The 25,813-nt window shown below is 42.7% G+C and carries 24 protein-coding genes, 2 tRNA genes and 2 riboswitches; of the genes, 16 read left to right on the top strand and 10 right to left on the bottom strand.

Going from position 1 to position 25,813, the window contains the following annotated elements:
* Positions 1-126: 126 nt before the first annotated feature.
* Together MAMP_RS12130 and MAMP_RS15770 are read left to right on the top strand one after the other, a co-directional pair.
* Complete coding sequence (locus tag MAMP_RS12130; protein WP_007146352.1) at positions 127-1,020, top strand: site-specific integrase; 894 nt, start codon at positions 127-129, stop codon at positions 1,018-1,020.
* Between the two features lie 214 nt (positions 1,021-1,234).
* Complete coding sequence (locus MAMP_RS15770) at positions 1,235-1,552, top strand: helix-turn-helix domain-containing protein (RefSeq protein ID WP_007146353.1); 318 nt, start codon at positions 1,235-1,237, stop codon at positions 1,550-1,552.
* 13 nt (positions 1,553-1,565) lie between these two features.
* Here the strand turns inward: MAMP_RS15770 and MAMP_RS12140 are convergent, their stop codons facing one another.
* The 6 genes from MAMP_RS12140 to MAMP_RS12165 form a co-directional block, all read right to left on the bottom strand.
* Complete coding sequence (locus tag MAMP_RS12140) at positions 1,566-2,672, bottom strand: site-specific integrase (protein ID WP_007146354.1); 1,107 nt, start codon at positions 2,670-2,672, stop codon at positions 1,566-1,568.
* Between the two features lie 169 nt (positions 2,673-2,841).
* Positions 2,842-2,915: transfer RNA gene (locus tag MAMP_RS12145), tRNA-Cys, on the bottom strand.
* Positions 2,916-2,983: 68 nt separating this feature from the next.
* Positions 2,984-3,059, bottom strand: a tRNA-Gly gene (locus MAMP_RS12150).
* A 38-nt stretch (positions 3,060-3,097) separates the two neighbouring features.
* On the bottom strand, positions 3,098-3,655 hold the full coding sequence (pgsA, locus tag MAMP_RS12155; RefSeq protein ID WP_007146355.1) for a CDP-diacylglycerol--glycerol-3-phosphate 3-phosphatidyltransferase: 558 nt from the start codon (positions 3,653-3,655) through the stop codon (positions 3,098-3,100).
* Between the two features lie 49 nt (positions 3,656-3,704).
* Entirely contained in the window at positions 3,705-5,546 is a 1,842-nt protein-coding gene (uvrC, locus tag MAMP_RS12160) for an excinuclease ABC subunit UvrC (protein WP_007146356.1), read from the bottom strand.
* A gap of 8 nt (positions 5,547-5,554) precedes the next feature.
* Positions 5,555-5,761, bottom strand: a complete 207-nt coding sequence (locus MAMP_RS12165; RefSeq protein ID WP_007146357.1) for a hypothetical protein — start codon at positions 5,759-5,761, stop codon at positions 5,555-5,557.
* Between the two features lie 144 nt (positions 5,762-5,905).
* On the opposite strand from MAMP_RS12165, the gene mfd reads away from it, so the two are divergent.
* The 7 genes from mfd (at position 5,906) to MAMP_RS12200 (ending at position 15,407) form a co-directional block, all read left to right on the top strand.
* Positions 5,906-9,373, top strand: coding sequence for a transcription-repair coupling factor (gene mfd / locus MAMP_RS12170; protein ID WP_007146358.1), 3,468 nt, complete (start codon positions 5,906-5,908; stop codon positions 9,371-9,373).
* Entirely contained in the window at positions 9,370-10,131 is a 762-nt protein-coding gene (locus tag MAMP_RS12175; protein WP_007146359.1) for a methyltransferase domain-containing protein, read from the top strand. Before mfd ends, MAMP_RS12175 begins: the two co-directional genes overlap by 4 nt.
* 104 nt (positions 10,132-10,235) lie before the next feature.
* Positions 10,236-11,063 (top strand): ATP-dependent zinc protease family protein, encoded by an 828-nt coding sequence (locus MAMP_RS12180; RefSeq protein ID WP_007146360.1) that lies wholly within the window; start codon positions 10,236-10,238, stop codon positions 11,061-11,063.
* Positions 11,064-11,075: 12 nt separating this feature from the next.
* The gene (locus MAMP_RS12185; RefSeq protein WP_007146361.1) at positions 11,076-12,587 is read left to right on the top strand and encodes an inactive transglutaminase family protein; all 1,512 of its coding nucleotides are present in this window, start codon (positions 11,076-11,078) and stop codon (positions 12,585-12,587) included.
* Positions 12,584-13,576: an alpha-L-glutamate ligase-like protein gene (locus tag MAMP_RS12190; protein ID WP_007146362.1), complete on the top strand. Its 993-nt coding sequence runs from the start codon at positions 12,584-12,586 to the stop codon at positions 13,574-13,576. The genes MAMP_RS12185 and MAMP_RS12190 overlap by 4 nt, the downstream gene beginning before the upstream one ends.
* 53 nt (positions 13,577-13,629) lie before the next feature.
* Complete coding sequence (locus tag MAMP_RS12195) at positions 13,630-14,349, top strand: SIMPL domain-containing protein (protein ID WP_007146363.1); 720 nt, start codon at positions 13,630-13,632, stop codon at positions 14,347-14,349.
* Complete coding sequence (locus MAMP_RS12200) at positions 14,349-15,407, top strand: PA0069 family radical SAM protein (protein ID WP_007146364.1); 1,059 nt, start codon at positions 14,349-14,351, stop codon at positions 15,405-15,407. The genes MAMP_RS12195 and MAMP_RS12200 overlap by 1 nt, the downstream gene beginning before the upstream one ends.
* 92 nt (positions 15,408-15,499) lie before the next feature.
* On the opposite strand, the gene MAMP_RS12205 is transcribed toward MAMP_RS12200, so the two are convergent.
* Complete coding sequence (locus MAMP_RS12205; RefSeq protein WP_007146365.1) at positions 15,500-16,027, bottom strand: hypothetical protein; 528 nt, start codon at positions 16,025-16,027, stop codon at positions 15,500-15,502.
* Positions 16,028-16,053: 26 nt separating this feature from the next.
* Positions 16,054-16,136, bottom strand: a riboswitch (cyclic di-GMP riboswitch).
* Positions 16,137-16,501: 365 nt separating this feature from the next.
* Positions 16,502-16,590: riboswitch (cyclic di-GMP riboswitch) on the top strand.
* A 26-nt stretch (positions 16,591-16,616) separates the two neighbouring features.
* On the opposite strand from MAMP_RS12205, the gene MAMP_RS12210 reads away from it, so the two are divergent.
* Complete coding sequence (locus MAMP_RS12210) at positions 16,617-17,369, top strand: hypothetical protein (RefSeq protein ID WP_007146366.1); 753 nt, start codon at positions 16,617-16,619, stop codon at positions 17,367-17,369.
* 62 nt (positions 17,370-17,431) lie between these two features.
* Here MAMP_RS12210 and MAMP_RS12215 read toward each other — a convergent pair whose 3' ends face one another.
* A complete protein-coding gene (locus MAMP_RS12215) occupies positions 17,432-18,442 on the bottom strand; it encodes a Gfo/Idh/MocA family protein (protein ID WP_007146367.1) in 1,011 nt (336 codons plus the stop codon).
* Between the two features lie 161 nt (positions 18,443-18,603).
* Here MAMP_RS12215 and MAMP_RS12220 point away from each other — a divergent pair, with 161 nt between their 5' ends.
* Positions 18,604-19,119: a peroxiredoxin gene (locus MAMP_RS12220; RefSeq protein WP_007146368.1), complete on the top strand. Its 516-nt coding sequence runs from the start codon at positions 18,604-18,606 to the stop codon at positions 19,117-19,119.
* 65 nt (positions 19,120-19,184) lie between these two features.
* Here MAMP_RS12220 and rpiA read toward each other — a convergent pair whose 3' ends face one another.
* Complete coding sequence (rpiA, locus tag MAMP_RS12225; RefSeq protein WP_007146369.1) at positions 19,185-19,865, bottom strand: ribose-5-phosphate isomerase RpiA; 681 nt, start codon at positions 19,863-19,865, stop codon at positions 19,185-19,187.
* 226 nt (positions 19,866-20,091) lie between these two features.
* Between rpiA and MAMP_RS12230 the strand changes: the two genes are divergently transcribed.
* From MAMP_RS12230 to nhaD, 3 genes are all read left to right on the top strand, one after another.
* Positions 20,092-20,973, top strand: coding sequence for a fructosamine kinase family protein (locus MAMP_RS12230; protein ID WP_007146370.1), 882 nt, complete (start codon positions 20,092-20,094; stop codon positions 20,971-20,973).
* 70 nt (positions 20,974-21,043) lie between these two features.
* Positions 21,044-21,514, top strand: a complete 471-nt coding sequence (locus MAMP_RS12235) for a low molecular weight protein-tyrosine-phosphatase (RefSeq protein ID WP_007146371.1) — start codon at positions 21,044-21,046, stop codon at positions 21,512-21,514.
* A gap of 68 nt (positions 21,515-21,582) precedes the next feature.
* Positions 21,583-23,040 carry a sodium:proton antiporter NhaD gene (gene nhaD / locus MAMP_RS12240; protein WP_007146372.1) on the top strand — a complete coding sequence of 486 codons (1,458 nt, stop codon included), beginning with the start codon at positions 21,583-21,585 and terminating at the stop codon, positions 23,038-23,040.
* Between the two features lie 55 nt (positions 23,041-23,095).
* On the opposite strand, the gene MAMP_RS12245 is transcribed toward nhaD, so the two are convergent.
* Positions 23,096-23,788: a MaoC family dehydratase gene (locus MAMP_RS12245; RefSeq protein WP_007146373.1), complete on the bottom strand. Its 693-nt coding sequence runs from the start codon at positions 23,786-23,788 to the stop codon at positions 23,096-23,098.
* 197 nt (positions 23,789-23,985) lie between these two features.
* Between MAMP_RS12245 and MAMP_RS12250 the strand changes: the two genes are divergently transcribed.
* Positions 23,986-25,041, top strand: coding sequence for a 3-deoxy-7-phosphoheptulonate synthase (locus MAMP_RS12250; protein ID WP_007146374.1), 1,056 nt, complete (start codon positions 23,986-23,988; stop codon positions 25,039-25,041).
* Positions 25,042-25,227: 186 nt separating this feature from the next.
* Positions 25,228-25,809 carry an electron transport complex subunit RsxA gene (rsxA, locus tag MAMP_RS12255; RefSeq protein WP_040576593.1) on the top strand — a complete coding sequence of 194 codons (582 nt, stop codon included), beginning with the start codon at positions 25,228-25,230 and terminating at the stop codon, positions 25,807-25,809.
* Positions 25,810-25,813: the final 4 nt, after the last annotated feature.

Raw genomic sequence — 25,813 nt, forward strand, 5'->3', positions numbered from 1 at the left:
TCTATATTCCAGTCCTATAAGTGGGATTGGATGCATACTAAACACTTCATTTCTGTGAATCTCATAACATTAATGCTCCAGAAACTTCGATAGTGTGAGACTAAATAATAAACCGAGCATGAAAACATGCAGGATAAAACACGACAAGAATACCTTAGTCTTGCGCATTACTTTTTCGAAGAACACATGCGAAATTACCCGACTAACCATTTAACCAATGTCATTGAGTGTTTAGATGGACTGGCTAAATCATATCGCCCTGATTACTGGAGACGAGTTCGAAAAGGTATTCAGCTCTATTTAGCCGATCACAAACGATTTGATGATGCATTAAAGGTTAATCAACATAAAAACCCAGTATCAACAGCTTCAAGAAAAAATACGATTGCAAAGCAGGCACGTATAAAACAAGTTTCAAATAACGAGTTAAAACAACTTTCCGCTAAGCTTAGAGTAGCTCAAGACAAAGCACTTCTTGGTGCAGTGACTCTGGCAAATTTTTTAGGTTGTAGGCCTACAGAAATGTGGTCATTAAAATTCACTGACGATGGCACTATCGTTATAGAGGGCGCCAAGAAACGTGAAACAGATGATCGAGGGCTAAACAGAGAAGTGATACTTCCAGCAGTGTTAACTGAAAGACTAAAGCTTGCTCATACTTGCTTGTTATCAGAGTTACGCACAGAAAATGAATCCCGGCACAAAGCTATGAGACGTATCCAAGGAAGGCTGAATACGGTATGCAGACAAATATGGCCAAAACGTAAATATCAGATTTCTTTGTACACCTTCAGACATCAAATCAGTTCTAATCTCAAGTCTTCAGGTATGGACAGAGTGGAATTGGCGGCAATAATGGGGCATCGAACAACCGACTCATCTGACCGATACGGTAAACCGATAAAAGCAAATACTGCAAATGTACTTATCCAATGTACAGAGCATTCCTCATTGCAGGTGAGACTGAAACAAAAATACTCTCCTCCTTCTAGAGGGCTTACACAATCACATAACATTTAAAAAAAGTCAACAACCCTTTGTTTTTAATATATTTATTGCATTATTCCTACAATATATTCATAATATAAATTGTGAGGTAGACTCACGTAACATAAAAGATCATCAAGATGCATAAAAAAATTAAAACAAGCATCGAACATAGGTTAAGTCTTGTTCATTCCATATTTCTAAATCACTTTAATCAATCCTCAGCACAGTTATGGAGGATGAATCAATGAGTGATGATTTCATTCCAAAAACACTGACCTCTGATGAAGTTGCAGAGATATTAAAGTGCAGTGTCAAAACTGTACTAGATAAAGCAGGATCTGGTGAAATACCAGGTGCTAAAGTCGGGAAAGCGTGGTGCTTCAGATTGAATGATGTTAATACATATTTAGAAGACACCATTCAAGCCCAATCTGAAGCAAGAAAAGTTCGCTACAATCTGGAAGAGACTTATGAACTCAAGCCAAGGGCTTACGCGCAGCCTAATCTAAAAAAATCGCCTTATCCAGATCTGACACCTTATCGAAAATATCTAGATCAGTAACAACAGCGATTATTCACCAAAGCCTCTCTGCGAGATTAGAGCCTCGCAGATTGGCGTATCGTTGTAACGTTTTTAAATTTCTATGACCTGTAATTTTAGCTACCTCGAGATCGGTTAGATTCGTACGTTCATAAATCCGACTCGTGGCCTCATGTCTTAAATCATGAAACCGTAAATCCTCACATTCAGCATATTTAAAGATTTTATCCCACTGCTTGGATATATTTGCTGTTGTTTTTTTTAGTGCTTCTTTCGTATATTTTCCATCAAACCAAGGAAAAACATACTTCGATTCCGGCTTATTAAAAAAATATTCTTTAAGTATTGTCTGAAGTGGACCACTGATTGGTACTTGACGCTTATCACCATTTTTCGTCTTGTCCAGAAAAATAGTTCTTTTGGCAAAATCTATTTGAGCAAATTCCAATGTATACATTTCTCTCATACGCATTGCCGACTCTATGGCTAAGTAAAAAAAAGTGAGGTATGCCTCAGGATGAGTGATAACTGGCTTTTTGCGTTTGTTTACAGGTTGGTATTGACCAGATATGACAGAGATAATCTTATCTTCTTCCCCCAGTTCTAAGCGTCGGTCCCGCTCTATATCTATACGTTTTATTCCTGCTTTCTTAATATCGTCGTCAGTATATGTAGCATAGCCACGCTGAAGAAGCCTCAGAGGATTATTCTGAATATAATCATGCCTTATTCCCCAGTCCAGACACCTTGCTAGTGAACCTACATGCTTTTTGATTGTGCTAGGTGCGAGCTTATAGGTTTGCTTCATATCTTTTACCCAGCTCTCTGTCCATTTATAGGTTATCTTCTCAAGCTCTATATTAGCCAATCTTTTTTTATGTATGTCTAGAAGAAGTCTATTGTCATATGTAACGTGCACAGCTTTGACGTAATTGTCGATTAACTCATGCAACTTAACAGACTCTTTTGATACGAGGAATTGTTTCGGAACAATCCCTTTTGCTAGACAAGCTTCTAAGTCTGCCACATAGGCTTCACCATCTGCCTTATCATCAAAAGTAAAATGAAGTGGTTTAGGGAGTAATTTTTTGTTTTTGACTATAAACTGATACTTTCCATTTCGAATCCGTATTGAAGCCATATCTTCTGTTCCTCAACTGAATGTAACGGAGATACTATCCGTTGACGGATGGTTTCGCCACCTTTTTGGGGTGGCATGAATGGAAATCACGGGAAATATCATTAAAAACACAAGACGAAAAAAAAGCGCCAAAAGCGCTTTAATATATTGTTTTTATTATAATTTTAAATGGAGGCTGGGGTCGGAATCGAACCGGCGTACACGGAGTTGCAGTCCGCTGCATGACCACTCTGCCACCCAGCCATTTTTCATTAAGTCTAAGACTAAAAAGCCGCGATAGTGACTTGACTGACCGCGGCTTTTTATATTCTTGGAGCGGGAAACGAGATTCGAACTCGCGACCCCAACCTTGGCAAGGTTGTGCTCTACCAGCTGAGCTATTCCCGCTGAGGAAGTCGTGCATTATAGGCACTTCATTTTTTATGTCAACCCTTATTTCGCATCATTGGCCAGGCAGCTAAAAGATAGTAGTACATTGACTGTATCGTTAACCAGGCTGCCGCGTACAAGAGAGCTACACCAATTTCAAAAACTGGTAATCCAAATAAGGGCTTATAGTAAATCAAGCAGGCAATCGCCAACATTTGGAAGGTGGTTTTCCATTTTCCCATTTGAGATACCTTAACGGCATTTCTCTGTCCTAATTCGGCCATCCATTCGCGTAATGCGGAAACAATTAATTCACGTGCGATGATTAAAGTGACGGGTATCAGGATGTACCAATCCGGACTTTTAAACAGCACCATGATAAGTGCCATCACGACGATAAGCTTATCGGCTACTGGGTCAAGAAATGCACCGAATGCTGAGGTTTGTTCCCACTTCCTGGCTAAATAACCATCAAGCCAGTCGGTAAATGCGGCAATGACGAATATCAACGCTGCCCAGCATGATGCTGATGGCATGGGTAAAAAATAAAACAGGATCAAAACGGGAACTAAGAGAATCCGTAAACAGCTTAAAATATTTGGCAAATTCAACATCTTGTGTCACTTAAAATTAAAATCATGGTTATGGTATCACTATGCAGACCTAATGATCGCCATGAAAAACATCGTAGATTTTTTGGGCGAGGGATTTGCTGATACCGTCTACCTTGGATAAATCTTCCACACCGGCGCGCTGTACTTCCTGCAGGCCACCAAATTGTTGTAACAGTTTTTGTCTGCGTTTAGGTCCTAAGCCTTCAATGTGCTCTAGTGTAGAGGTCTTACGGGCTTTAGCACGCCGCTGACGATGTCCGGTAATGGCGAAACGATGGGCCTCATCCCTGACTTGCTGAAGTAGATGTAAGGCAGGTGAATCGGCGGTCAGAGTGACTTCCCCTTCTCTACCGACAAGAAATAATGTTTCTTCACCTGGTCGGCGCTCAGGCCCTTTGGCGATACCTAATATAGGTAGGTCAGATAAATTGAGTTCTTCCAGCACTTCCTGTGCTTCTTTAATCTGGCCTTTACCACCATCAATTAATAAGAGGTCAGGTCTTTTGCCTTCGCCTTTTTGCAAACGCGTGAAACGACGGGTCAAGGCCTGATTCATGGCCGCGTAATCATCACCGCCCGTAATACCTTCAATATTAAATTTACGATAGTCAGCTTTGATGGCACCCTCAAGCCCAAAAACCACACATGAGGCGACAGTGCGTTCACCACGGGTATGACTGATATCAAAGCATTCGATACGTTTGGGTAATTCATCAAGGCTTAGCGCATCTTGCAGCATTTCGAAACGCTGCAATAAATTGGAGCGGCTACTTAAGCGCTGTGTGAGGCTGATTTCTGCATTGGTTGAGGCCATTTGCATCCAGCGAACACCCTGACCACGTTGCGGCTTTCTTAAGCTGACTTTATGTCCAGATTCAGTTTGTAGTACTTCTTGAAGCAGGCTTTGGTCTTCTGGTTCATGGCTGAGCAAAATTTCTGTAGGAATATTTTTGCCGAGATAATATTGCGGCACAAAGGCAGACAATAATTCCTCGGGGCTACTATCTCCAGAACCTTTAGGGAAATAACTTTTACTGCCGAGGTTGCGACCACCACGTATAAAACAGACTTCGACCACGGCCATGCCATCTCTGACAATGGCGGCCAGCACATCAAACTCGCCCTGATCTGAACTGACATATTGGCGCTCTTGCACCCGACGTAAGGCAATGACTTTATCTCGAATAACGGCGGCTTGTTCAAAATCGAGCCGTTGTGATGCGGCATCCATTTCAGCACTCAGATCATCCATCACCTGTTTGTTTTTGCCTTCCAGAAACATGATCGTGTGCTCGACATCTTTCTTATATTCTTCTTCACTTATCAGGCCAACGCAGGGCGCGGTACAGCGTTTTATCTGATATTGCAGGCAAGGACGGGAGCGGTTTTGATAATAACTGTCTTCACACTGTCTGACAGGGAAAAGCTTTTGCAGTAAGTTAAGGCTATCGCGTACAGCTCCGGCACTGGGATATGGTCCGAAATAACGGCCAGCTTTGCGCTTTGCACCACGGTGATAACTTAATCGAGGAAATTTATCACCTGAGATTAATAGGTAAGGGTAGCTCTTATCATCACGAAGCAAGATGTTGTAACGTGGCATCAGCTCCTTGATAAGATTATTTTCAAGAATTAAGGCTTCGTTTTCGGTGTGAGTAACGGTGGTTTCGATGGACGCTATTTGAGCGACCATGACACGGGTCTTGGATGTTAACCCTGTTTTGCGAAAGTAACTGGAAACGCGTTTTTTAAGATTTTTGGCTTTACCGACATAAATCACCGTCCCGGTATCATCGATCATGCGATACACGCCGGGACGGCTGGTCAGATTTTTCAGGAATGAGGCTGAATCAAATTCGCTCGTTTTTGTTTGCTTAACTGCTTCAGCCATGTTTCATTTCAAGTTTGGTCGTTTTGTCTGGGTGCGTACTGACGTTGATAACATTTATGCGCTTGATAAAAGCTATTTGCTGACAGGCCCAGCAAAATAAAACCACCAATCAAAGCTGGCACATCAGTATAAAAAAAGTAAAACATCGCCAAGGCTGCCAACAACTCGGCACTTCCTATTGTTTTTAACAACACGACATTTTCAATTCGCTTCATTATTATTCTCCCGCACCTTTGCTAGTTTATTCAAGCATATAATCACTTATAAATTATAAGGGATAATGTGCCTTATTCAGGTCTTTGTGACAAGACTTCTTCGTTTTATGTGAAAATAGACGTTTTTGTAACGAATCCAGTCTAGTGAATCATACTCAGCCTAATCTGCTCAATCCCAAGTTACCGTCATCCAATAAAGAAGTCCTGTTTGCTGGCCAACTTTATGGCAGCGCACAAGGCCTGTTATTAGCAAAAGCGGCGCAGCAGCACGACGGCCCGCTATTGGTCATCACCGATGATATGAATAGTGCACATCGGCTGGAATTAGAAGCTAAATTTTTCCTTGGTGAAGATAAGCGGCCAGTTTTACATTTCCCCGATTGGGAAACGCTGCCTTACGATACCTTTTCTCCTCACCAGGATATCGTTTCAGAACGCTTAGAAACACTGCATCAATTACCTGACTTCAAGCAAGGTCTGTTGATGGTGCCCATCGCGACATTAATGCAGCGTATTGCTCCACGTGCTTTCCTTGAAGGCAACACGCTGATTCTGAAGACGGGTGATCAGTTTGATATTGAAAGCTGGCGAATGAAGCTGGAGAAAGCCGGCTATCGTAACGTTTCACAAGTCATGGAGCATGGTGAGTTTACTGTTCGTGGGGCGATTATTGATTTGTACCCAATGGGTAGCAAACTCCCCTATCGTATTGATCTGTTTGATGATGAAATCGATACCCTCAGAACATTTGACCCGGAAACTCAGCGTTCTATAGATACCATTGATAGCATTCAGCTATTGCCTGCGCGCGAATTTCCGATGACCGAAGATGGCATTCAGTTATTCCGGCAACAATTCCGTCGCCATTTTGAAGGTGACCCACAGCGAAGCTTTATTTACCGTGAAGTGAGTGACGGTAATGTGCCAGGCGGCATTGAGTTTTATCTGCCCTTATTCTTTGAAGAAACCAATAGTCTGCTCGACTATCTGCCGGATAACACTTTGATTGTCAGTGTGGCTGATCCACATGTTGGTGCTGAACGCTACTGGCAGGAAATCAGTGACCGCTATCGTAATCATCGTGTGAATCCAGAACGGCCTTTGCTCGAACCTCAGCATATTTTCATTCCTGTTGAAGAGTTATTTAGTCGTTTCAAATCCTATCAACGTCTGCAACTACAAAGCTTTGAACATCAGGATAAAGCCGGTCATATCAACTATGGCTCTGGCATGCCACCACAATTAACGATGAATGTGCGTAAGGACAAACCCTGCGAAGCCTTACAGCAATTTATCGATCAGTTTAAAGGGCGAATCTTATTTGCAGCAGAGAGTGCCGGACGCCGGGAAACATTACTGGACATGCTGCGCCAGCACGATATCAAATGTCAGCCGGTCAGTAACTGGGATGCCTTTATTCAGAGTAATGACGCTTTAACGATTACGGTTGCGCCACTTGAACAAGGTTTATTGCTGGGTAATGAAAACCTGGCCGTTATTGCTGAAACGCAGTTGTTCGGCCAACAGGTCATGCAACGCCGTCGTCGCAGTCGTAAAAAGCGTGATACTGATGCCATTATCCGTAACCTCGCTGAACTCTCCGTCGGTGATGCTGTTGTCCATGAGGATCATGGTGTCGGTCGTTATCTCGGTCTACAAACACTCGATATCGGTGATGTGACTGCGGAATATGTCACGCTGGAATATGCCAAGGGCGATAAGCTCTATGTGCCTGTCGCGTCTCTGGATTTAATCAGTCGATACTCTGGCGCGGCGCCTGAATTGGCTCCATTACACAAGCTGGGCACAGGCCAATGGGAAAAAGCCCGTAAACGCGCGGCTGAAAAAGCACGTGATGTGGCGGCAGAATTATTGGATATCTACGCTCGTCGGGCAGCCAATAAAAAACAACCGATGGGCATGCCGGATGAAGACTATGCGGCTTTCGCCGCGGCCTTCCCTTTTGAACCGACACCGGATCAGCAAGATGCGATTGATGCTGTTATTAAAGACATGTTGTCTGAACAGCCGATGGACAGACTGGTGTGTGGTGACGTGGGTTTTGGTAAAACCGAAGTGGCTATGCGTGCTGCGTTTATGGCGGTGCATTCAGGTAAACAAGTGATGGTGTTGGTGCCGACCACCTTACTTGCTCAACAACATTATGAGAACTTCAAAGATCGCTTTGCTGACTGGCCAGTAAAAGTCGAAGTGTTATCGCGTTTCCAATCTAAAAAAGCGCTGGATAAAGTCAAAACAGGGATTAGTGAAGGCAACGCCGACATCATTATCGGCACACACAAATTATTGCAGCAAGATATTGATCCTAAACGTCTTGGCCTGTTTATTCTGGATGAAGAACATCGGTTTGGTGTTACTCAAAAAGAGCAGATAAAAAAATACCGGGCACATATTGATGTACTGACACTGACGGCGACGCCTATCCCACGCACACTGAATATGTCGATTTCCGGTATTCGTGATTTGTCGATTATCGCTACCGCTCCAGCACGTCGATTAGCTATTAAAACCTTTGTTTTACAATGGGATGCTGAGAAAATCCGTGAGGGTATGCTGCGTGAAATCAAACGTGGCGGCCAGGTTTATTTCTTACATAACAAAGTAGAAGATATTGATCGGGTTGCCAGGGAGATAGAAGCGATTCTGCCAGAAGCCAAAGTCGCTGTGGCGCATGGACAAATGCGTGAGCGGGAATTGGAACAAGTCATGCTCGACTTCTATCACCAGCGTTTTAATGTCTTAGTTTGTACCACCATTATTGAAACCGGTATTGATGTTCCCACTGCCAATACTATCTTTATCGATCGTGCGGATAAATTGGGGCTTGCTCAGTTGTATCAAATCCGTGGTCGCGTCGGTCGTTCTCATCATCGGGCCTATGCTTACCTCATCACGCCACCGCAAAAAGCCATGACCAAAGACGCGGTAAAACGTCTGGAAGCCATTGAGTCTATCGAAGACTTAGGCGCGGGCTTTACCTTAGCTACACACGATATGGAAATTCGTGGCGCGGGCGAGTTATTAGGTGACGAGCAAAGTGGCCAGATGCAGGAGATTGGTTTTAATCTGTATAACGAATTACTGGAACGCGCCGTCAGAGCATTGAAATCAGGTAAAGAACCAAGTCTGAATCAATCAGACCGTCACTTTGTCGAAATTGATTTGCACGTCCCCGCCCTGATTCCATCAGACTACTTACCTGATGTGCATACACGTTTGGTTTTGTATAAACGTATCTCTGCAGCGGCTGACAATGAAGCCTTACATGAATTACAAGTGGAAATGATTGACCGGTTTGGGTTGTTGCCCGATCAGGTCAAAACCTTATTCGCTATTCATGAACTTCGCTTTAAGGCCAAACAAATCGGTATTCGTAAGATCGATGTCTACGATCAAGGTGGTCGTTTATTATTTGAAGAATCACCCAATGTTGATCCGATGACCATTATTAATCTCATTCAAAAACAACCAAAAAAGTTCAAATTGGATGGTCAGGACAAATTACGCTTTGTCGAAGACATGCCTGAAGCAGAGGATCGTATCGTGGCGCTTGATAACTTGTTAGATGCCTTACTGAATAAAAGCGCATGACCATCAAACACGATCGTAATTTTGATGATTTATTCGACAGGTTCGATAGCAAAATCTACGACACGGTCAAAGGTGAGTGGCGACTACGATTGTTAAAAGAAGATCTGGCACAGTTTGTCAGCGCATCCCCGCTTGATGTGTGGGATGCAGGCTGTGGTCAGGGGCAAATCAGCCTCTGGCTGGCAGAACAGGGTCATCATCTGACCCTGTGTGATCTGTCTGAAAAAATGCTTAATACCGCTAAAGTCAATTTTGAACAGGCCAATATTACGGCCAACTTCTATCAAAAATCTGCACAGTCACTTGCCAGCGAGCTTCCACAATTTGATTTGGTGATCTGTCATGCTGTTCTGGAGTGGTTAAGTGAACCGATATCGTCTTTACAGACGATTATGCAGAAGGTTAAACCGAATGGGTATTTGTCATTGCTGTTCTACAATAGAAATGCCATGGTTTACAGCAATGTATTAAAAGGCGGCTGGCGCCTGCCACCTATTCTTAATGATAGTTATATCGGCAAAGGCAATAAGTTAACACCGCCGAATCCACAATTTCCGCATGAAATTATTGACGTTATTCATGATGCGGGATTTACTGTAGAAACACATACCGGTGTACGGATATTTAATGATTATATGAGTCAGCAAGCTCGAGATAACAGTGACCAGACTGTGTTATTCGAACTTGAGCATAAGTATTGTCGTATGCCGACCTATCGGGATATGGGACGATACATCCATTTGCTGTTAAAACGCTAAATATAGTCAAGATTTATTAATACTCTGCTTATCAAAGCTACAGCGTCTGCTACAATAGCCGCTATTTTTTAGTGAATCTAATCAATTATCCTTACAAGGTTATTATGTCTAGACTATTCGTTCTGATTGCAACTTCAACTGTTTTTTTAAGTGCTTGTATTCAACAAGGCCCGCAAACACCTCCCGTTTCTGCTACCGAATTAACGGAATCGCTACATCAAACAGAATCGCGCCTGATTCAACAGATACAGCAGCAATGTGACGGCTTAAGTAAACAGGAAAAGTTACAAGCCGATGAGCTACAGAAAATCAGTAAGACACAACGTCAATTTGAAGGACGTATGGATGTCATTGAAGGTAAGATTGACACAGTTATCGTCAAACAACACAAAGGAGACGCTGCGCCTCCACTCTGCCCCAAACCTGCAGCGGTCGTAAACAATAACAACAGTATCGGCAATAAACTGGTTGTTGGTAAAACAGAATGGTTATGGATCGAAGCCGTTAACCGCGTTTATGAAGCCCGTGTTGATACCGGCGCCACCACCTCTTCTATCAGCGCTTTAGATATCACCCCCTTTGAAAAAGATGGCAAAAACTGGGTGCGTTTCCGCTTAGCACCAGATGATGGTGATGACAGCTTTATCGTAGAAGCCCCTCTGGTTCGTTACGTGAAAATTCGCCAGGCTTCAGCCGATACATTGGACAAAAGACCAGTTGCTTCGCTGACTGTGCGTTTGGGCAAAATGACGGAAGTAGCAGAGTTCACATTAAATGATCGTACCCAAATGACCTACCCGATTCTTTTAGGTCGTGAGTTCTTAAGAGATGTAGCTGTAGTTGATGTAGCGAAAGACAATGTTCAGCCAAAACCTGAGATTGTTCAAAACCAACCTCAAGCGCCATCTGTCAGCAAAACGAAGAAAAAATAAGGAATCCAGGCCGTGACATCTCGTAAAGCATTTTATCTGTTAGTGGGCTTGCTGATTGTCTCAGGCCTGGGATTAACCTTACATAGACACTACACTTTTGACATCCCCTGGCTTCCAGGGGAGCAACGTCAAACCTGGTCGATTGAGGCCAAAGTCGAGTTTGAAGCGCAAGATAAAGAAGTGCTGGCATCACTTGCCATCCCCGGCACACAACCCGGTTTCACCCAGCTGAGTCAGCAAACCGCCAGTCCAGGTTATGGTCTTGCTTATACTAAACGAGATAACGGTGGACACCGCGCTGAATGGTCAATCCGTCATGCCAATGGTGAACAAGCCTTATATTACAAGGTTGATATGCTGCTGGATCCTTATGCAGTCCCACCTGAACCCAGTCAACCGCCTGCATTAAAAGTCAGTATTGAAAAAGAGCCTTATGCAACGTCTGCCAACCAGCTGCTTGATCGTGCTCAGGAACGCTCTTCCACACCTTACACGCTGGCAAGAGAGTTAATTCAAGAATTCAAAAACCAATCACAAAACGCCGAATTACTGGCGCAATTGAAAACACAAACTCAATGGATAGTTCAGTTATTACAACAAGCTGGTGTTCCGGCGCGCCAAGTTCACGCTCTGTTCCTTGAAGATGGCCGAAGAAGACAGGAATTAGTTACCTATATTCAAGTATTTGATGGCAACGACTATCAGTTATTCAATCCTGAAACGGGTGAACAAGGCCGGCCCGATAATTTATTACTGTGGGAATACCACTCAGGTCCGGTTCTTGAACTGATTGGTGGTACTAACTCACATGTAACTTTCTCTATGATTCAGCAAGAGCTGCCTTTTGGTGTGGCTCTAAACCAAAAATTTGCTGATGAGACCTTGATAAATTTCTCGCTTTATACATTACCACTCGAAAAACAAGCCTTATTTAAAGGTATTTTATTAATACCAGTCGGTGTTCTGGTTGTTGTATTGATGCGTATTTTGGTCGGTCTGAAAACATCCGGCACCTTTATGCCAGTATTGATTGCCCTGGCCTTTATCCAGACCAGTCTGGTGACCGGCCTCGTCGGCTTCTTATTGATTGTCGGTACTGGTTTATTAATTCGCTCATACTTGTCCTATCTCAACCTACTCCTTGTTGCCCGAATATCCGCGGTCATCATTATGGTTATAGGCATCATCGCGATATTCTCTATTCTTGCTTACAAGCTTGGTTTAACTGAGGGCATGAAAATCACCTTCTTCCCGATGATTATTCTGGCATGGACCATTGAACGGATGTCCGTGTTATGGGAAGAAGAAGGTCCACATCAAGTAGTGATTCAAGGTGGTGGTTCGCTGTTAGTGGCTGTGCTGGCTTACTTAGCCATGAATAACGAATTAATTCGTCATTTAACGTTCAACTTCCTAGGCATCCAGCTTATTTTGATGGGATTAGTATTAATGGCAGGTAATTACACCGGCTATCGCTTGCTGGAATTGAAGCGCTTTAAACCCTTAACTGAGGATCACCTATGAGTCTGAATGTGCTGAATTGGCTGAAAGACGTCAAATCTCGGTACGTTCACCCAAACAAGCTTGCCAAGATTGGTGTGCTTGGAATGAACGAACGGAATATTGCTTACATTAGCCGCTATAATCCAAGACGACTCTATCCTCTGGTTGATGATAAGCTACAGACAAAAGAAATTGTGCTGGAAGCTGGCGTTAATGCGCCCGATCTTATCGGTACCATCACTGAACAACATCAGGTAGATGATCTGCTCGACATTATCAATAATACAGCAGGTTTTTGCATCAAACCTGCTCATGGTTCTGGTGGTAAAGGTATTTTAGTTGTCACCGGTTCTGATGATTTTGGTTATCACAAGGCGAATGGACAAATATTAAAACTGGCGGATCTACAGCGTCATGTCTCTAACATTCTGGCCGGCTTATTTTCACTGGGCGGTAGAACTGATGTTGCCATTATTGAAGCCTTGATCCAATTTGATGATTGCTTCAATGGTTATACGTTTGAAGGTGTGCCAGATACACGGGTTATCGTGTTCAAAGGGTTTCCGGTAATGGCTATGATGCGCTTATCAACCGCTGACTCTAACGGTAAAGCCAACCTTCACCAGGGTGCTGTTGGCGTCGGTCTGGACATTCGTAATGGCAGTGCTGTACGTGCAGTACAGTTTGATCGTCCCGTTATGTTACATCCCGATACAGGAAGAAATCTGCTTGATCTTCAAGTTCCGCATTGGGATCAGTTACTGCATTTGTCTGCTTCCTGTTATGAAATGTCAGGCTTAGGCTATTTAGGTACAGATATTGTCCTGGATAGGAAAAAAGGCCCCATGCTGCTTGAGCTCAATGCCCGTCCGGGCCTGAGTATTCAGGTTGCAAATGGCGAAGGCTTATTACCACGGCTGAAAAAAATTGAAGCACTAACTAATGCAAAAAAAATGACCATTGAGCAACGAATCGCGTTTTCAAAAGAGCATTTCTCCCGTCGATCATAAGCAATTTTTGATTTACACTGCGGGTATATTCCCTTCTATTAGAGGATTCAGCGATGACATCGTTAAACAAAACCAGCAGTCTGATTCTTGGAATTGCTTTAGTTCTCGGCTTTAGCAGTTTAGGCTGGTTTCTCTCTAATGCAGCCATCAAATACAAAGAATATGAGCGAACAGTGACAGTGAAAGGCCTGGCTGAAAGAGAGTTCACTGCAGATGTGGTGATATGGCCTATCCAATTCACACTGGCAAGCAATAATTTGCAAGCTTTATACAATGATGTTGATGCCAATACCAATACCATCATCTCCTTCCTGACTAAACTTGGAATCAAACGTGCTGATATCACTATCAGTGCACCTGCCATTACAGATAAATCTGCCCAACAATACGGGGGTAATGAGCGTGCCGAGTTCCGCTATACAGCGGTACAAACCGTCACGGTTTATTCGGATGCCATTGATACCGTCCGCCAAGTGATGGGGCAACTCTCTGAACTCGGTAAACAAGGTATTGTTTTAACTGGAAATAACTACGCTGCACAGCCCGAATATCTGTTTACTCGTCTTAATGAAGTCAAACCGCAAATGATTGAAGAAGCAACCAGAAAAGCACGTGAAGTTGCTGAAAAGTTTGCCCAAGATTCAGATAGTACACTCGGCAAGATCCGTAAAGCCAGCCAAGGCCAGTTCAGCATCAGTGCTCGCGATAATAATAATCCACAGATCAAAAACGTTCGTGTTGTGTCAACGATAGAGTATTACTTGTCTGACTAATGTCAGAAAACTCAAAAATACAAAAAGGCCGGGGAACGCTTAATAATATTGATAGCCGTTTCAATGAGTTTCAACGGACTGTAATCGATGATGGTTGGTTTGTAGAAGAACTCCCACCAGCAACGACAGAAATCAGCATAGAAAACGCGCGTAGCATTATCAGTAGAAATACATCACCTGACGTTCCCTTTGAACAGTCAGTGAATGCTTATCGTGGCTGCGAGCATGGCTGTATCTACTGCTACGCCCGTCCTTCACATGCTTATCTCGGACTCTCACCAGGGATCGATTTCGAAACAAAGCTCACCATCAAACCTAACGCTGCAGAATTACTACGAGAAGAGTTGATGGCAAAAAACTATCGCTGTTCAACATTATCTTTAGGTGCTAACACCGATCCCTATCAACCCATCGAACGTCATTACAGCCTTACTCGGGAAGTACTTGAGGTAATGATTGAATTCAGTCACCCAGTCAACATCGTGACTAAATCATCATTGATAGAACGTGATATTGATTTACTTAAACAGCTCGCTGAGAAGCAATTGGTACATGTTCATCTATCCATTACAACGCTGGATAAAACACTTGCTAGGAAACTCGAACCTCGCACCAGCAGCCCACAACGTCGACTGCAAACAATAGAGACATTGAAGGCAAATGGGATACCTGTATCTGTTCTTCTTGCCCCAGTCATTCCTGTACTGACGGATATAGAACTAGAAAATATTATTGATGCTTCGGCACAATCAGGGGCTGAAAATATAGACTATATTTTCGTTAGATTACCAAGAGAGGTCAGCCCCCTCTTCAATGATTGGCTACATACTCATTATCCTGACAAGGCAGAGCATGTTATGAATCGTATTAAAGACTCCAGAAATGGCAAAACAAATGATCCCAGGTTTGGTTACAGGCTTGAAGGTCAGGGGCTATATGCAGAAATGATCAAAAAACGATTCGAGGTTGCGATCAAGAAATACCCATTAAACAAGTCTCCAGCGGTTCTGAGAACCGACTTATTTCATAAACCAACAAAGCAAATGAGCTTGTTTTAAAAAGAAAATATTTATTAGCCATAAAAAAGGGGAACCGAAGTTCCCCTTTCAATCTAACTAACAATTGTTAACTTGATTTTTTACTTCAAGTTTTATGCAGCTACTGCTGTTTTTCTACGCAGGCCCAAGAAACCTAACAGGGCTGGTGCGAATAAAAACAATGCAGCAGGTACTGGTACTGCAGATACAGAGAGCGAATACTCCAGACGTCCTGAGTTTGCACCAAATATATCAATAGCGTATACGCCAGCAGTTATGAATGCAGAGAAAACAAAACTTCCCGTAATGTTATAAAGATTTTCATACTCATAATCATAACCATTAGCCGCAAGCTTGGCTAATCTAAGCGTTGCACTTTCGAAATTATTAGACGGGTTAAACGTCCATTCGACTCTTATTCCTGTACTATCATCAGAAGTCAAATTAAACTCTGACTTCCAAGTATCTTGTTTTAACTCTTCAACCGCTCCATTTGCGATTACTAAACTACCATTATTAAAGACAGTACTCACCTTCTGGGTAACACCAGGAGTACTTGTAACCGTCTCTAATGATAAGGTAGCAGCATTAACCCCAACTGAAAATAAAAGAGCTACAACAAATAGCATCGCTTTTTTCATAATAAATTCCTATTTAGTATATGAAGCAATGCAACCCAGCCATCTCTAATCAAACCAGAGACCCGTGGCTTTCCGACCCCGCCTCACGACGAGTTTGGCTTTAAAAAAATAACACTATTAATATACACTAATAATGATCTTATCTGAACAATTTCAGACGATTCGATAATAAATTCAGTTTAATGTAAGCGTCTATTGGAAATAGCTATTTTTGCGATAGAACTCACACCATTAACCATTTCTGGTGATATTTATCACAATAATTATGTGCTCTATTCGACAGTTTTTACAACTCTATTTTCAGCGCCAATATATATCACTTCATAAATTAACTACCAATACTGACTCAGCAAGGCCTTTAATGAGGCGGACATTAATTTTTGTTAATATTTGTAAAAATTATTGACATTAGCTATTCCTTAATAAATTTCTTCGGACTATGATTATGTGTGCTGATTTTATCATCAGCCACGTAATTATCGGAGCCAACCTTGGTGCGAGCCAAGTACGGAAAGCTACAGATCTCGGCTGATGTACTTAGTTGAGATGGCTGAGTTGCATTTTCACTTAATTATTAAAGGAAAATGTCATGCGTAGATATACGAAAACAATCATTCTGACAACCCTAGCTTTATGTTCAATCTCAACACAGTTATTGGCAGCTCCCCAACCTGTCGACTTATCATCCTGGCAAGCAAATGGAAATGGAAACTGGGTATTGCAGACGGGCAATAATGCGGTAAAGCAAACGCTTAATAACGCCCCTACTGTATTTCACAATAATAAAAATAGCCAAGGTACAGCATTATCAGGACAAATTACTGTTCAAACAACTTCTGACGATGATTTTATTGGATTTGTATTAGGCTATAACAATAATGATCTAACAAATTCATCGGCTGATTATCTGCTTATAGACTGGAAACAAGCTGATCAGTCTTATTTTGGTACAGCAAAAAAAGGCCTTGCAATATCCAGTGTAAGTGGACAGTTAGGAGATAACTCAGGGGCTTGGGCTCACAATCCAACGAATAATGTCACCGAGTTAGCCCGTGCAACCAATCTAGGTAATACAGGTTGGTTAGATAACACCACATACGACTTTGACATTATATTTACATCCTCTTTAGTCGAAGTGTTCGTAAACGGTATTAAAGAATTAAGCATTGCAGGCACGTTCAGTAATGGTTCTTTTGGTTTTTACAACTACAGTCAACAAAGTGTTTTATACGCGGGGATTGAAGAAGTTAATGTTCCATCAGCAGTACCGGTTCCAGCTGCAGCATTTATGTTTGCACCAGCTCTCTTAGGATTTATCGGCTTTCGCCGCAGAGTAAAATAGACTTGAACAATAAAAAAGCCGTGGTGTTCTCCCACGGCTTTTTTATTAATAACGGCCAAACGCTAACCAGATAAGTGAATTTTTTTCCCTTCTCTCACTGAAGCAAGTGCGGCACAAATCGCAGCACAATTATTTCTGGCATCAGCTAATGTCAGTTTGGGGGCTTTCCTCTCTATGATGCAATCAGAGAAATACTCTATTTCCAAATTAAAGTGATTGGCTTTTGGGATTGATACGGTTTGTTCTTCATTCTCATTCCACCAGCTTATGGTGGCGTCTTCCGTTTCAGGTTGCCAAACGGTGTGACATTTAATGCCACCCTTGGTACCAATAATCTCATATTCGCTACGTCTGGCATGTTCAAAGCTCATTTCAAAGTGAGCAAACTTACCATCCGCAAAATCAAACACGCCACTTAAGCTGACATCAGCACCACTGTCATTAAGCTTAGCCATTGCCATAGCAGCGACAGGCTCATTATCAAACCACAATCTTGCCGTATGAATGGCGTAAGGACCAATATCCCACATAGCGCCGCCACCATCATTGATGTCACGGTCAATACGATACATTCGCGCCGGTTTCATAGGGAATGCAAACGCCGTTTTTACCGTACGCACGTCACCGACCTTGCCGTCATTAATTAACTGTCTTACATACTCATGCTGAGGATGGAAGATATACATAAAGCCTTCCATGACTGTTACATTATTTGCTTTTGCAGCGGCTTCAATGGCATCAATATCGGCTACTGTCAGCGCCATAGGTTTTTCGATCAACACATGTTTACCATGATTGATGGCTTTGAGTGCCCACTCGGCATGTTCTTCATTCGACATCGGTAGATAGATGGCATCAATATTTGGATGAGAAAGTAATGCTTCCGGATCATCCAGCGTTTCTACCGACGTTTGTTGTGGTGCCAGTTTTTGCAACACTTCTGCCGCCGCCCCAGGACGACGACTGGCAATAGCTATCAGCTCCGCATTAGCTGCTTCAACAATAGCGGGCAGTAGTTTTTCGTTAACACGAGCAGCACCTAAAATTCCCCAGCGTAATTGTTTTTCAGCCATGTGTTTATATCCCTTTAATTCAATTTAGTGATCACCATGATATCGACTCGACAGCACAATTCCAAACTCATAAAACCGCATGTTTCATAGTGTTTTTATCTGTCAGCGATTGCCTTATGCTAGACACCCTGTAAATAAAAATAACGGATTAAGGAGCAATTATGACAATCGAAGTTGGACAGAAAATTCCCGCAGCGACACTTTCTGAGTGTGTTGATTTTTCGGCGAGCAGTGGCTGCCCTGTCAACCCTCAACCACAGAATGTTCAATCATTGACTGAAGGAAAAACCATTGTTCTTTTCGGTGTTCCGGGTGCATTCACCCCACTCTGCTCTGAAGAACATTTACCTGGCTTTATCCGATTAGCAGATGAGATCAAAGCGGCTGGCGCCGATGAAATCTGGTGCATGGCTGTTAACGATGCTTTTGTCATGGGCGCCTGGGGCCGACAAGTAAATAATGAAGGCAAGGTCAGAATGATGGCTGATGGTAGTGCCGAGCTGACTAAAGCCATGGGCTTAGATCGAGACTTAACTGCCGGAGGAATGGGTGTACGTTGTTATCGCTTTGCCTGCATCCTGAAAGATGGTGTGGTGACTTATATCGGCGTTGAAGGCTCAGGCGAGTTTGGTAAATCTAAAGCAGAAACCATTTTGGATGAACTAAAAAAATCCTAAGCAACATCACAAATATTTGAGTTGGGGGAGTTTCACTCCCCTTTCTCATTCACTGATGACTAACGTTATCGCCAGTGTTCTTCCACTTCAGATTCACCACCAATAAAAATGGCTGATGCGGTGTCACTGAAAATCCCATGCTCGACTATGCCGGGAATGGTATCGAGAATCATGGTTAGCTCTAAGCTATCCATTTGTTTAAATTGCATATCAAGCACCAGACTACCACTTGCTGTAACAGCAACATTATCCCCCGAGGCATTTAGTCGAAGCTGGCCTTGACCACCTTGTTGTTTAAGCTGGGTCAGAACCAAACGCCATGCCTGAGGCATGACTTCCACCGGAATCGGAAAGTTTTGTCCGATATGCTCGACCAGTTTTGACTCATCAACTAAAACAAAAAATTGATCCGCTGCTGAAGCTAACAATTTTTCATTCACTAAATCCTGACCGCGTCCTTTCAATAAAGTAAGATCCGGTGTGACCTCATCGGCACCATCCACATACATATCCAGCGCATCAAGTTCTGCAATAGACAGCACGGGCAATCCCGCTTCACGCGCTTTAATCTCACTAATCGCAGAACTACTCACGGTATGAATAGTTAGTTTTTCAGTCTTACAGCGTTTTGCCAGAGCTTCAATAAAGAAATTGGCGGTGGAACCAGTGCCCAATCCCACTATCATATTCTGCTCAACTAAATTGGCTGCATGCAGTGCTACTCTTTGTTTTGGATTCATAGCCATAGACAAACTCCTTATGCCATCCGTAAATACTGTTCAGCTTACATAGCAATGACAGATAAAAAAACGGACAATCCATATGGTTGATGGTTCTTTCATCGTGTTCTGCACGCGCTATTCACATTTTCATAACGTATGCTCAACCATGTAAAACTTGATGCCTCAGTGCTTAGCTCATATCCTTAGATATAGCAGCTAACTCTTTTTTCAAATCTGGTAAGGAAAAATAATGGCACAGCTCGACTCCATTGTTGAACATATTGAATCGACCACCAATCAGAGTCTTCAGCCATATCAACTGAACAGTATCGGTGGTGGTTGTATTAATAGCGCCTTTCAACTAAAAACAGAACAGCAAGCTTATTTTATAAAGGTGAATCAGCCTTCTTTATCGCTAATGTTTGAAGCCGAAGCACTTGGCTTGCAAGAGATGTCAGCGACTAAAAGCATTCGGGTTCCAGAGGTCATCTGCCAAGGAACAAATCATCAACACAGTTATTTGGTCTTGGAATACATTCCACTTAGAAGTTTACGCGGCGATGGCAATATCACACTGGGTGAACAGCTGGCCCACATGCACAAAGTAAAACAGCCCTTTTTTGGCTGGCAAATGGATAATACGATTGGCAGCACACCACAAATCAATGATCAAAATCACCATTGGTTAGAGTTCTGGCGCGAACATCGTTTAGGGCAACAGCTGAAGTTTGCAGCTCAAAATGGTTACACAGGTCGTCTACAATCTCGTGGTGAAAAACTCCTTGATAACATGGACAAACTGCTTGAGAACCATCACCCGCAACCATCACTGTTGCATGGTGATTTATGGGGTGGAAATGCGGCAGCTGATGATCTTGGACAACCCGTTATTTTCGACCCGGCCTGCTATTATGGCGACCGTGAAACTGACTTGGCGATGACAGAATTATTTGGTGGCTTTGGCCGAGATTTTTTTGCTGCATACAATGCTATCTATCCTGTCGACTCAGGCTATGCAACACGTAAAACCTTGTATAACCTCTACCATATTCTGAATCACCTCAATTTATTTGGCGGTGGTTATATGGGTCAGGCTGAGTCAATGATAGACCAGCTTCTTTCTGAAATTTAAATCGATAATTGATTGATTTCATTAATCCTAAATCTGAATTTTTTCACTAGTTAAGCAAAAGAAATAAACAATGAATCAAATAAAAGTACTTTTTGTCTGCATGGGTAATATTTGTCGTTCACCAACCGCTGAAGGGGTATTCACAAAATTAACGGAAGATTTGGGCACGCGCGATCGTTTTCTGATTGACTCGGCGGGTACCCATGCTTATCACGTCGGTGAAGAACCTGACAGCCGGGCTCAACAAACAGCAAAACAACGTGGAATCGATCTGTCATACATCCGTGCCCGAAAATTTAATCAGGCAGATTTTGAAGAGTTTGATTACATCTTAGCTATGGATAGTAGTAATTATCAGATTTTGATAAATGCCTGTCCTGATGCTTACAAACACAAAGTCAAAATGTTTTTAGACTATGCGCCGCAACGTGAAGAATCTGATGTGCCCGATCCATACTACGGTGGTCAAAATGGCTTTAATCATGTTTTTGATCTGGTGGCAGATGCCTCTAAAGGATTTCACGATAGCGTCGTTAACTAATAAACATTTGTTCACGTTGTTTTCGGGCGTATTATTGCCGAGTCTCGTCATTCATAAGGATTTTAGTCGTGAAATCATTTCTTCAAGGACGCTCATGGCTCCTGCTTAGTTTTGCCACTTTTTTAATATTACCCCACTCTGCTTTTGCTGCAGAAAATGCCAAGCTGCTGGATCTGACCTCTCATTGGGTGGGTTATGTGTCTATCTTCTTATTTGTAGTTGCGTATGCGTTGGTCATCGTTGAAGAAGAAATTCATATGCGAAAATCCAAGCCTGTGATGGTGGCAGCGGGTGTCATATGGGGATTGATTGCAATTATTTACGCTCAACAACCCGACTCAGAATATCACCACACAGCAGGCTTAATGATTCGTCATAACCTGGAAGAATATGGCGAGTTATTATTGTTCTTGTTGGCAGCGATGACCTATATCAACACCATGGGAGAACGCGGCGTATTTAACAGTCTCCGCGCCTGGTTAATCAATAAAGGTTTTTCTTTACGAAGTATCTTCTGGATCACCGGACTATTTGCCTTCTTTATATCGCCAGTTGCAGATAACCTGACCACCGCCTTATTAATGGCGACGGTTGTTATGGCGGTCGGTGGTACCAATATCAAATTTGTGTCTGTCGCCTGTATCAATATTGTTGTTGCAGCCAATGCAGGCGGTGCTTTTAGTCCATTTGGTGATATCACTACTTTAATGGTCTGGCAAAAAGGTGTGGTCGAATTTCAGGAGTTCTTTAAATTATTTATTCCCTCTGTTGTGAATTGGTTTATACCAGCATTTTTAATGTCTTTGGCGATAAAAAATGGACAGCCCCAGGCTAATTCAGATGCGGCAGAACTCAAGGAAGGTGCTTTTGTTGTTATTGGCTTGTTTTTAGTCACCATCACAATGGCCGTCTGTGCACATAATTTCCTTCATTTACCGCCAGTTATTGGCATGATGACAGGACTAGGTTTATTGAAACTCTATGGTTACACTCTAAAAATGCGTGACAGACGCACATTTATCAATACGACATCAGATGCAGAAGGCTCATCAGGCGTCAAAGTGGAAGGATTAGATCGACGCAAACCATTTAATATTTTCCAACAGGTTGAACGAGCAGAATGGGACACGTTGATGTTTTTTTACGGCATCATTCTATGTGTCGGTGGCTTAGGAACAATTGGTTACCTAAACCTTGGTTCACAGCTGATGTATGGGGATTTAGGTCCAACTACCGCGAATATTTTAGTCGGTATTGTCTCAGCGATTGTTGATAACATTCCGGTGATGTTCGCCGTACTGTCAATGAATCCTGATATGAGTCAGGGACAATGGCTGTTAGTAACACTCACAGCTGGTGTCGGTGGCTCTCTGTTATCAATTGGCTCTGCAGCAGGTGTCGCTGTGATGGGTCAAGCCAGAGGCATTTACACATTCTTCTCCCATATCAAGTGGATATGGGCTATTGCTCTGGGTTATGCCGCTAGTATTTATGTTCATCTCTGGCTGAATAGTGCAATGTTCTGATCGAAATTACATATCAGTAAAATAAAAAGGCGGTGATTAAAAACCGCCTTTTTTGTTATTCATATAAGCGTAATAACATTTCTGCAATACAGGCGGGTCGCTTACTATTTTCCACTTCAATTGTGACTTCACGCACTAATTCCAAACCACGCCTAAGCGGTGTTACAGCAATAATACGAGTTCGAGCCCGTATGCGCTTACCTGCTCTGACTGGTGAAGGGAAAACTACTTTATTCATCCCATAATTGACCAGCATTCTGGCTTCAGGGTAATCATTTTTTTCTGGGTTAACGGTATCGGTCAATTTCGGAATCAAGGAGAGTGTCAAAAAACCATGAGCAATAGTTGATTTAAACGGTGATTCATTTTTCGCTTTTTGTGGATCGGTGTGAATCCATTGATGATCGCCGGTGGCCTGAGCAAACTGGTCAATACAAGGTTGATCAACCAGAAACCACTCTCCGATGTAATTTTCAACACCCAGATTCGACTCAATACGTCTGTGTAAATCGGTAAACTTCTCACTTAACTTAGGAGCCGTTTCGATATCATTGGTAACAGGCTCTTCGCTATCATGAAAGAAATGGAAGTATTGTGTCCATGGCAGGGAGAAGTTTCGGATATCGGAGACTTTTTTATTAATGGTTTCCGGCCAGCTTTTTAGTGTTGTTTCTACTCGATTCTTTATTTCTGAATTGATTGACTCAAGCTTTTCTTGACCCTGCTTAAATGACTCTACCAGCCGCATAGTTGATCCTTTCTTCCAAACCTTAACGCCATATATTTGACTTATTCCGTAGTCATAAGTTTTTCTGCATATAGTGTGCCACAGGTTCCGAACCCACGTTTGAAGGATCTCATCATTATTTGTTACATGCTTGAGATAGCACAAAACGCCTTCAGCGGTTACAATTCTGTGTTTATTTCATCGATACCATAGATACCATGCTCTACAGCACAGACGATCTGCGAATCACTGGCATTCAAGAAGTGATCCCACCGGCTCAACTTCATGAGGAATTACCCATTACCGATCAGGCATCGGAAACAGTTTTCCATGCTCGTAAAGCGACACAGGATATTTTGCACAAACGCGATGATCGCTTAACAGTCATCGTTGGTCCTTGCTCTATACACGATCCTCTTGCTGCTCGTGAGTATGCCACAAGACTCCAACCTTTAATCGAAGAACTTAAAGATGACTTACAAATCATCATGCGAGTTTATTTTGAAAAACCGCGCTCAGTAGTTGGTTGGAAAGGTTTGATCAACGATCCGTATCTTGATGGCAGCTTCAAAATCAACGACGGACTTCACATCGCCCGCAAGTTACTTCTGGATCTTGCTGAGATGGGAGTACCCTCCGCCACAGAATATCTTGACTTAATCAGCCCACAATATATCGCTGATCTAGTCTCCTGGGGAGCCATTGGCGCCAGAACCACTGAAAGTCAGGCTCATCGTGAACTTGCATCAGGTCTTTCCTGCCCTGTTGGCTTTAAAAATGCGACCGATGGTGGAGTGCAAATTGCTGTCGATGCCTGTCTTTCGGCTTCAAAACCTCATCATTTCATGTCGTTGACTAAAGCGGGTCGTTCCGCCATTTTCTCCACTACTGGCAACCCTGACTGTCACATTATTTTACGTGGTGGCCGTGAACCCAATTTTGACAACGACAGTGTTAATGCTGCCGCCGAAGTCATTACTCGTTCAGGTCAAGATGTCAGAATCATGATCGACTGTAGTCATGCCAATAGTGGCAAAAATCATATTCAACAAGAAACCGTGTGCCGTGAAGTCGCCAGTCAGATAGCGACTGGAGAGAAACGAATCATCGGACTAATGTTAGAAAGTAACTTGGTCGCTGGCCGACAAAATGCCGAGACAGGTAAAGAGTTAGTCTATGGACAAAGTATTACAGATGCTTGTATGGCTTGGGACAACACAGAAGATCTTCTCAGAGAGTTGGCTCAGGCAGTTCGGCAACGTCGAGAACAATAAAGCATATTGATGCGTAACATCATTACTGATTTGTCTGATAAGTTGCTCACAGATAACGCATTAATATCGTTGCTATAGCTTCGATATTCATGCTTTTTAAGCTATAATTACTGATTACCGTTTACAGCCGAAATAAATCCGTGCTGAAATGACAACTAATTCCTGAGAAAATCAGTAGGTTATTAAATGGCAGATTATGCCCTCATACTCATAAGTACGATACTGGTCAATAATATTGTCCTAGTCAAATTCCTGGGACTATGCCCTTTCATGGGGGTGTCACGTAAGCTTGAAACAGCGATGGGAATGGCGCTTGCCACAACCTTTGTGTTGACCCTGTCATCGATCAGTAGCTATCTGATTAATGAATATCTACTTGCTCCATTCGGTATTGAATTCCTGCGTACCATCAGTTTTATTTTCGTTATTGCTGTAGTTGTTCAGTTCACTGAGATGGTCGTTCACAAAACAAGTCCTCTGCTTTATCAGGTACTGGGTATTTTCTTACCATTGATTACAACTAACTGTGCCGTACTGGGAGTTGCTTTGCTGAATGTCCAAGAAAAACATGGATTTATTGAATCAGCGCTGTATGGTTTTGGGGCGGCTTTAGGTTTTTCAATGGTGTTGATAATTTTCGCGGGTATGCGTGAACGTCTTGCTGCAGCCGATGTGCCTGTTCCTTTCCAAGGTGCTGCTATCGGGCTTATTACCGCAGGCCTGATGTCTATGGCCTTTATGGGTTTTACCGGACTGGTGAAAGGATAAGCCC

The organism is Methylophaga thalassica MP (assembly GCF_000214595.1).
Taxonomy (GTDB): Bacteria; Pseudomonadota; Gammaproteobacteria; order Nitrosococcales; family Methylophagaceae; genus Methylophaga; species Methylophaga thalassica.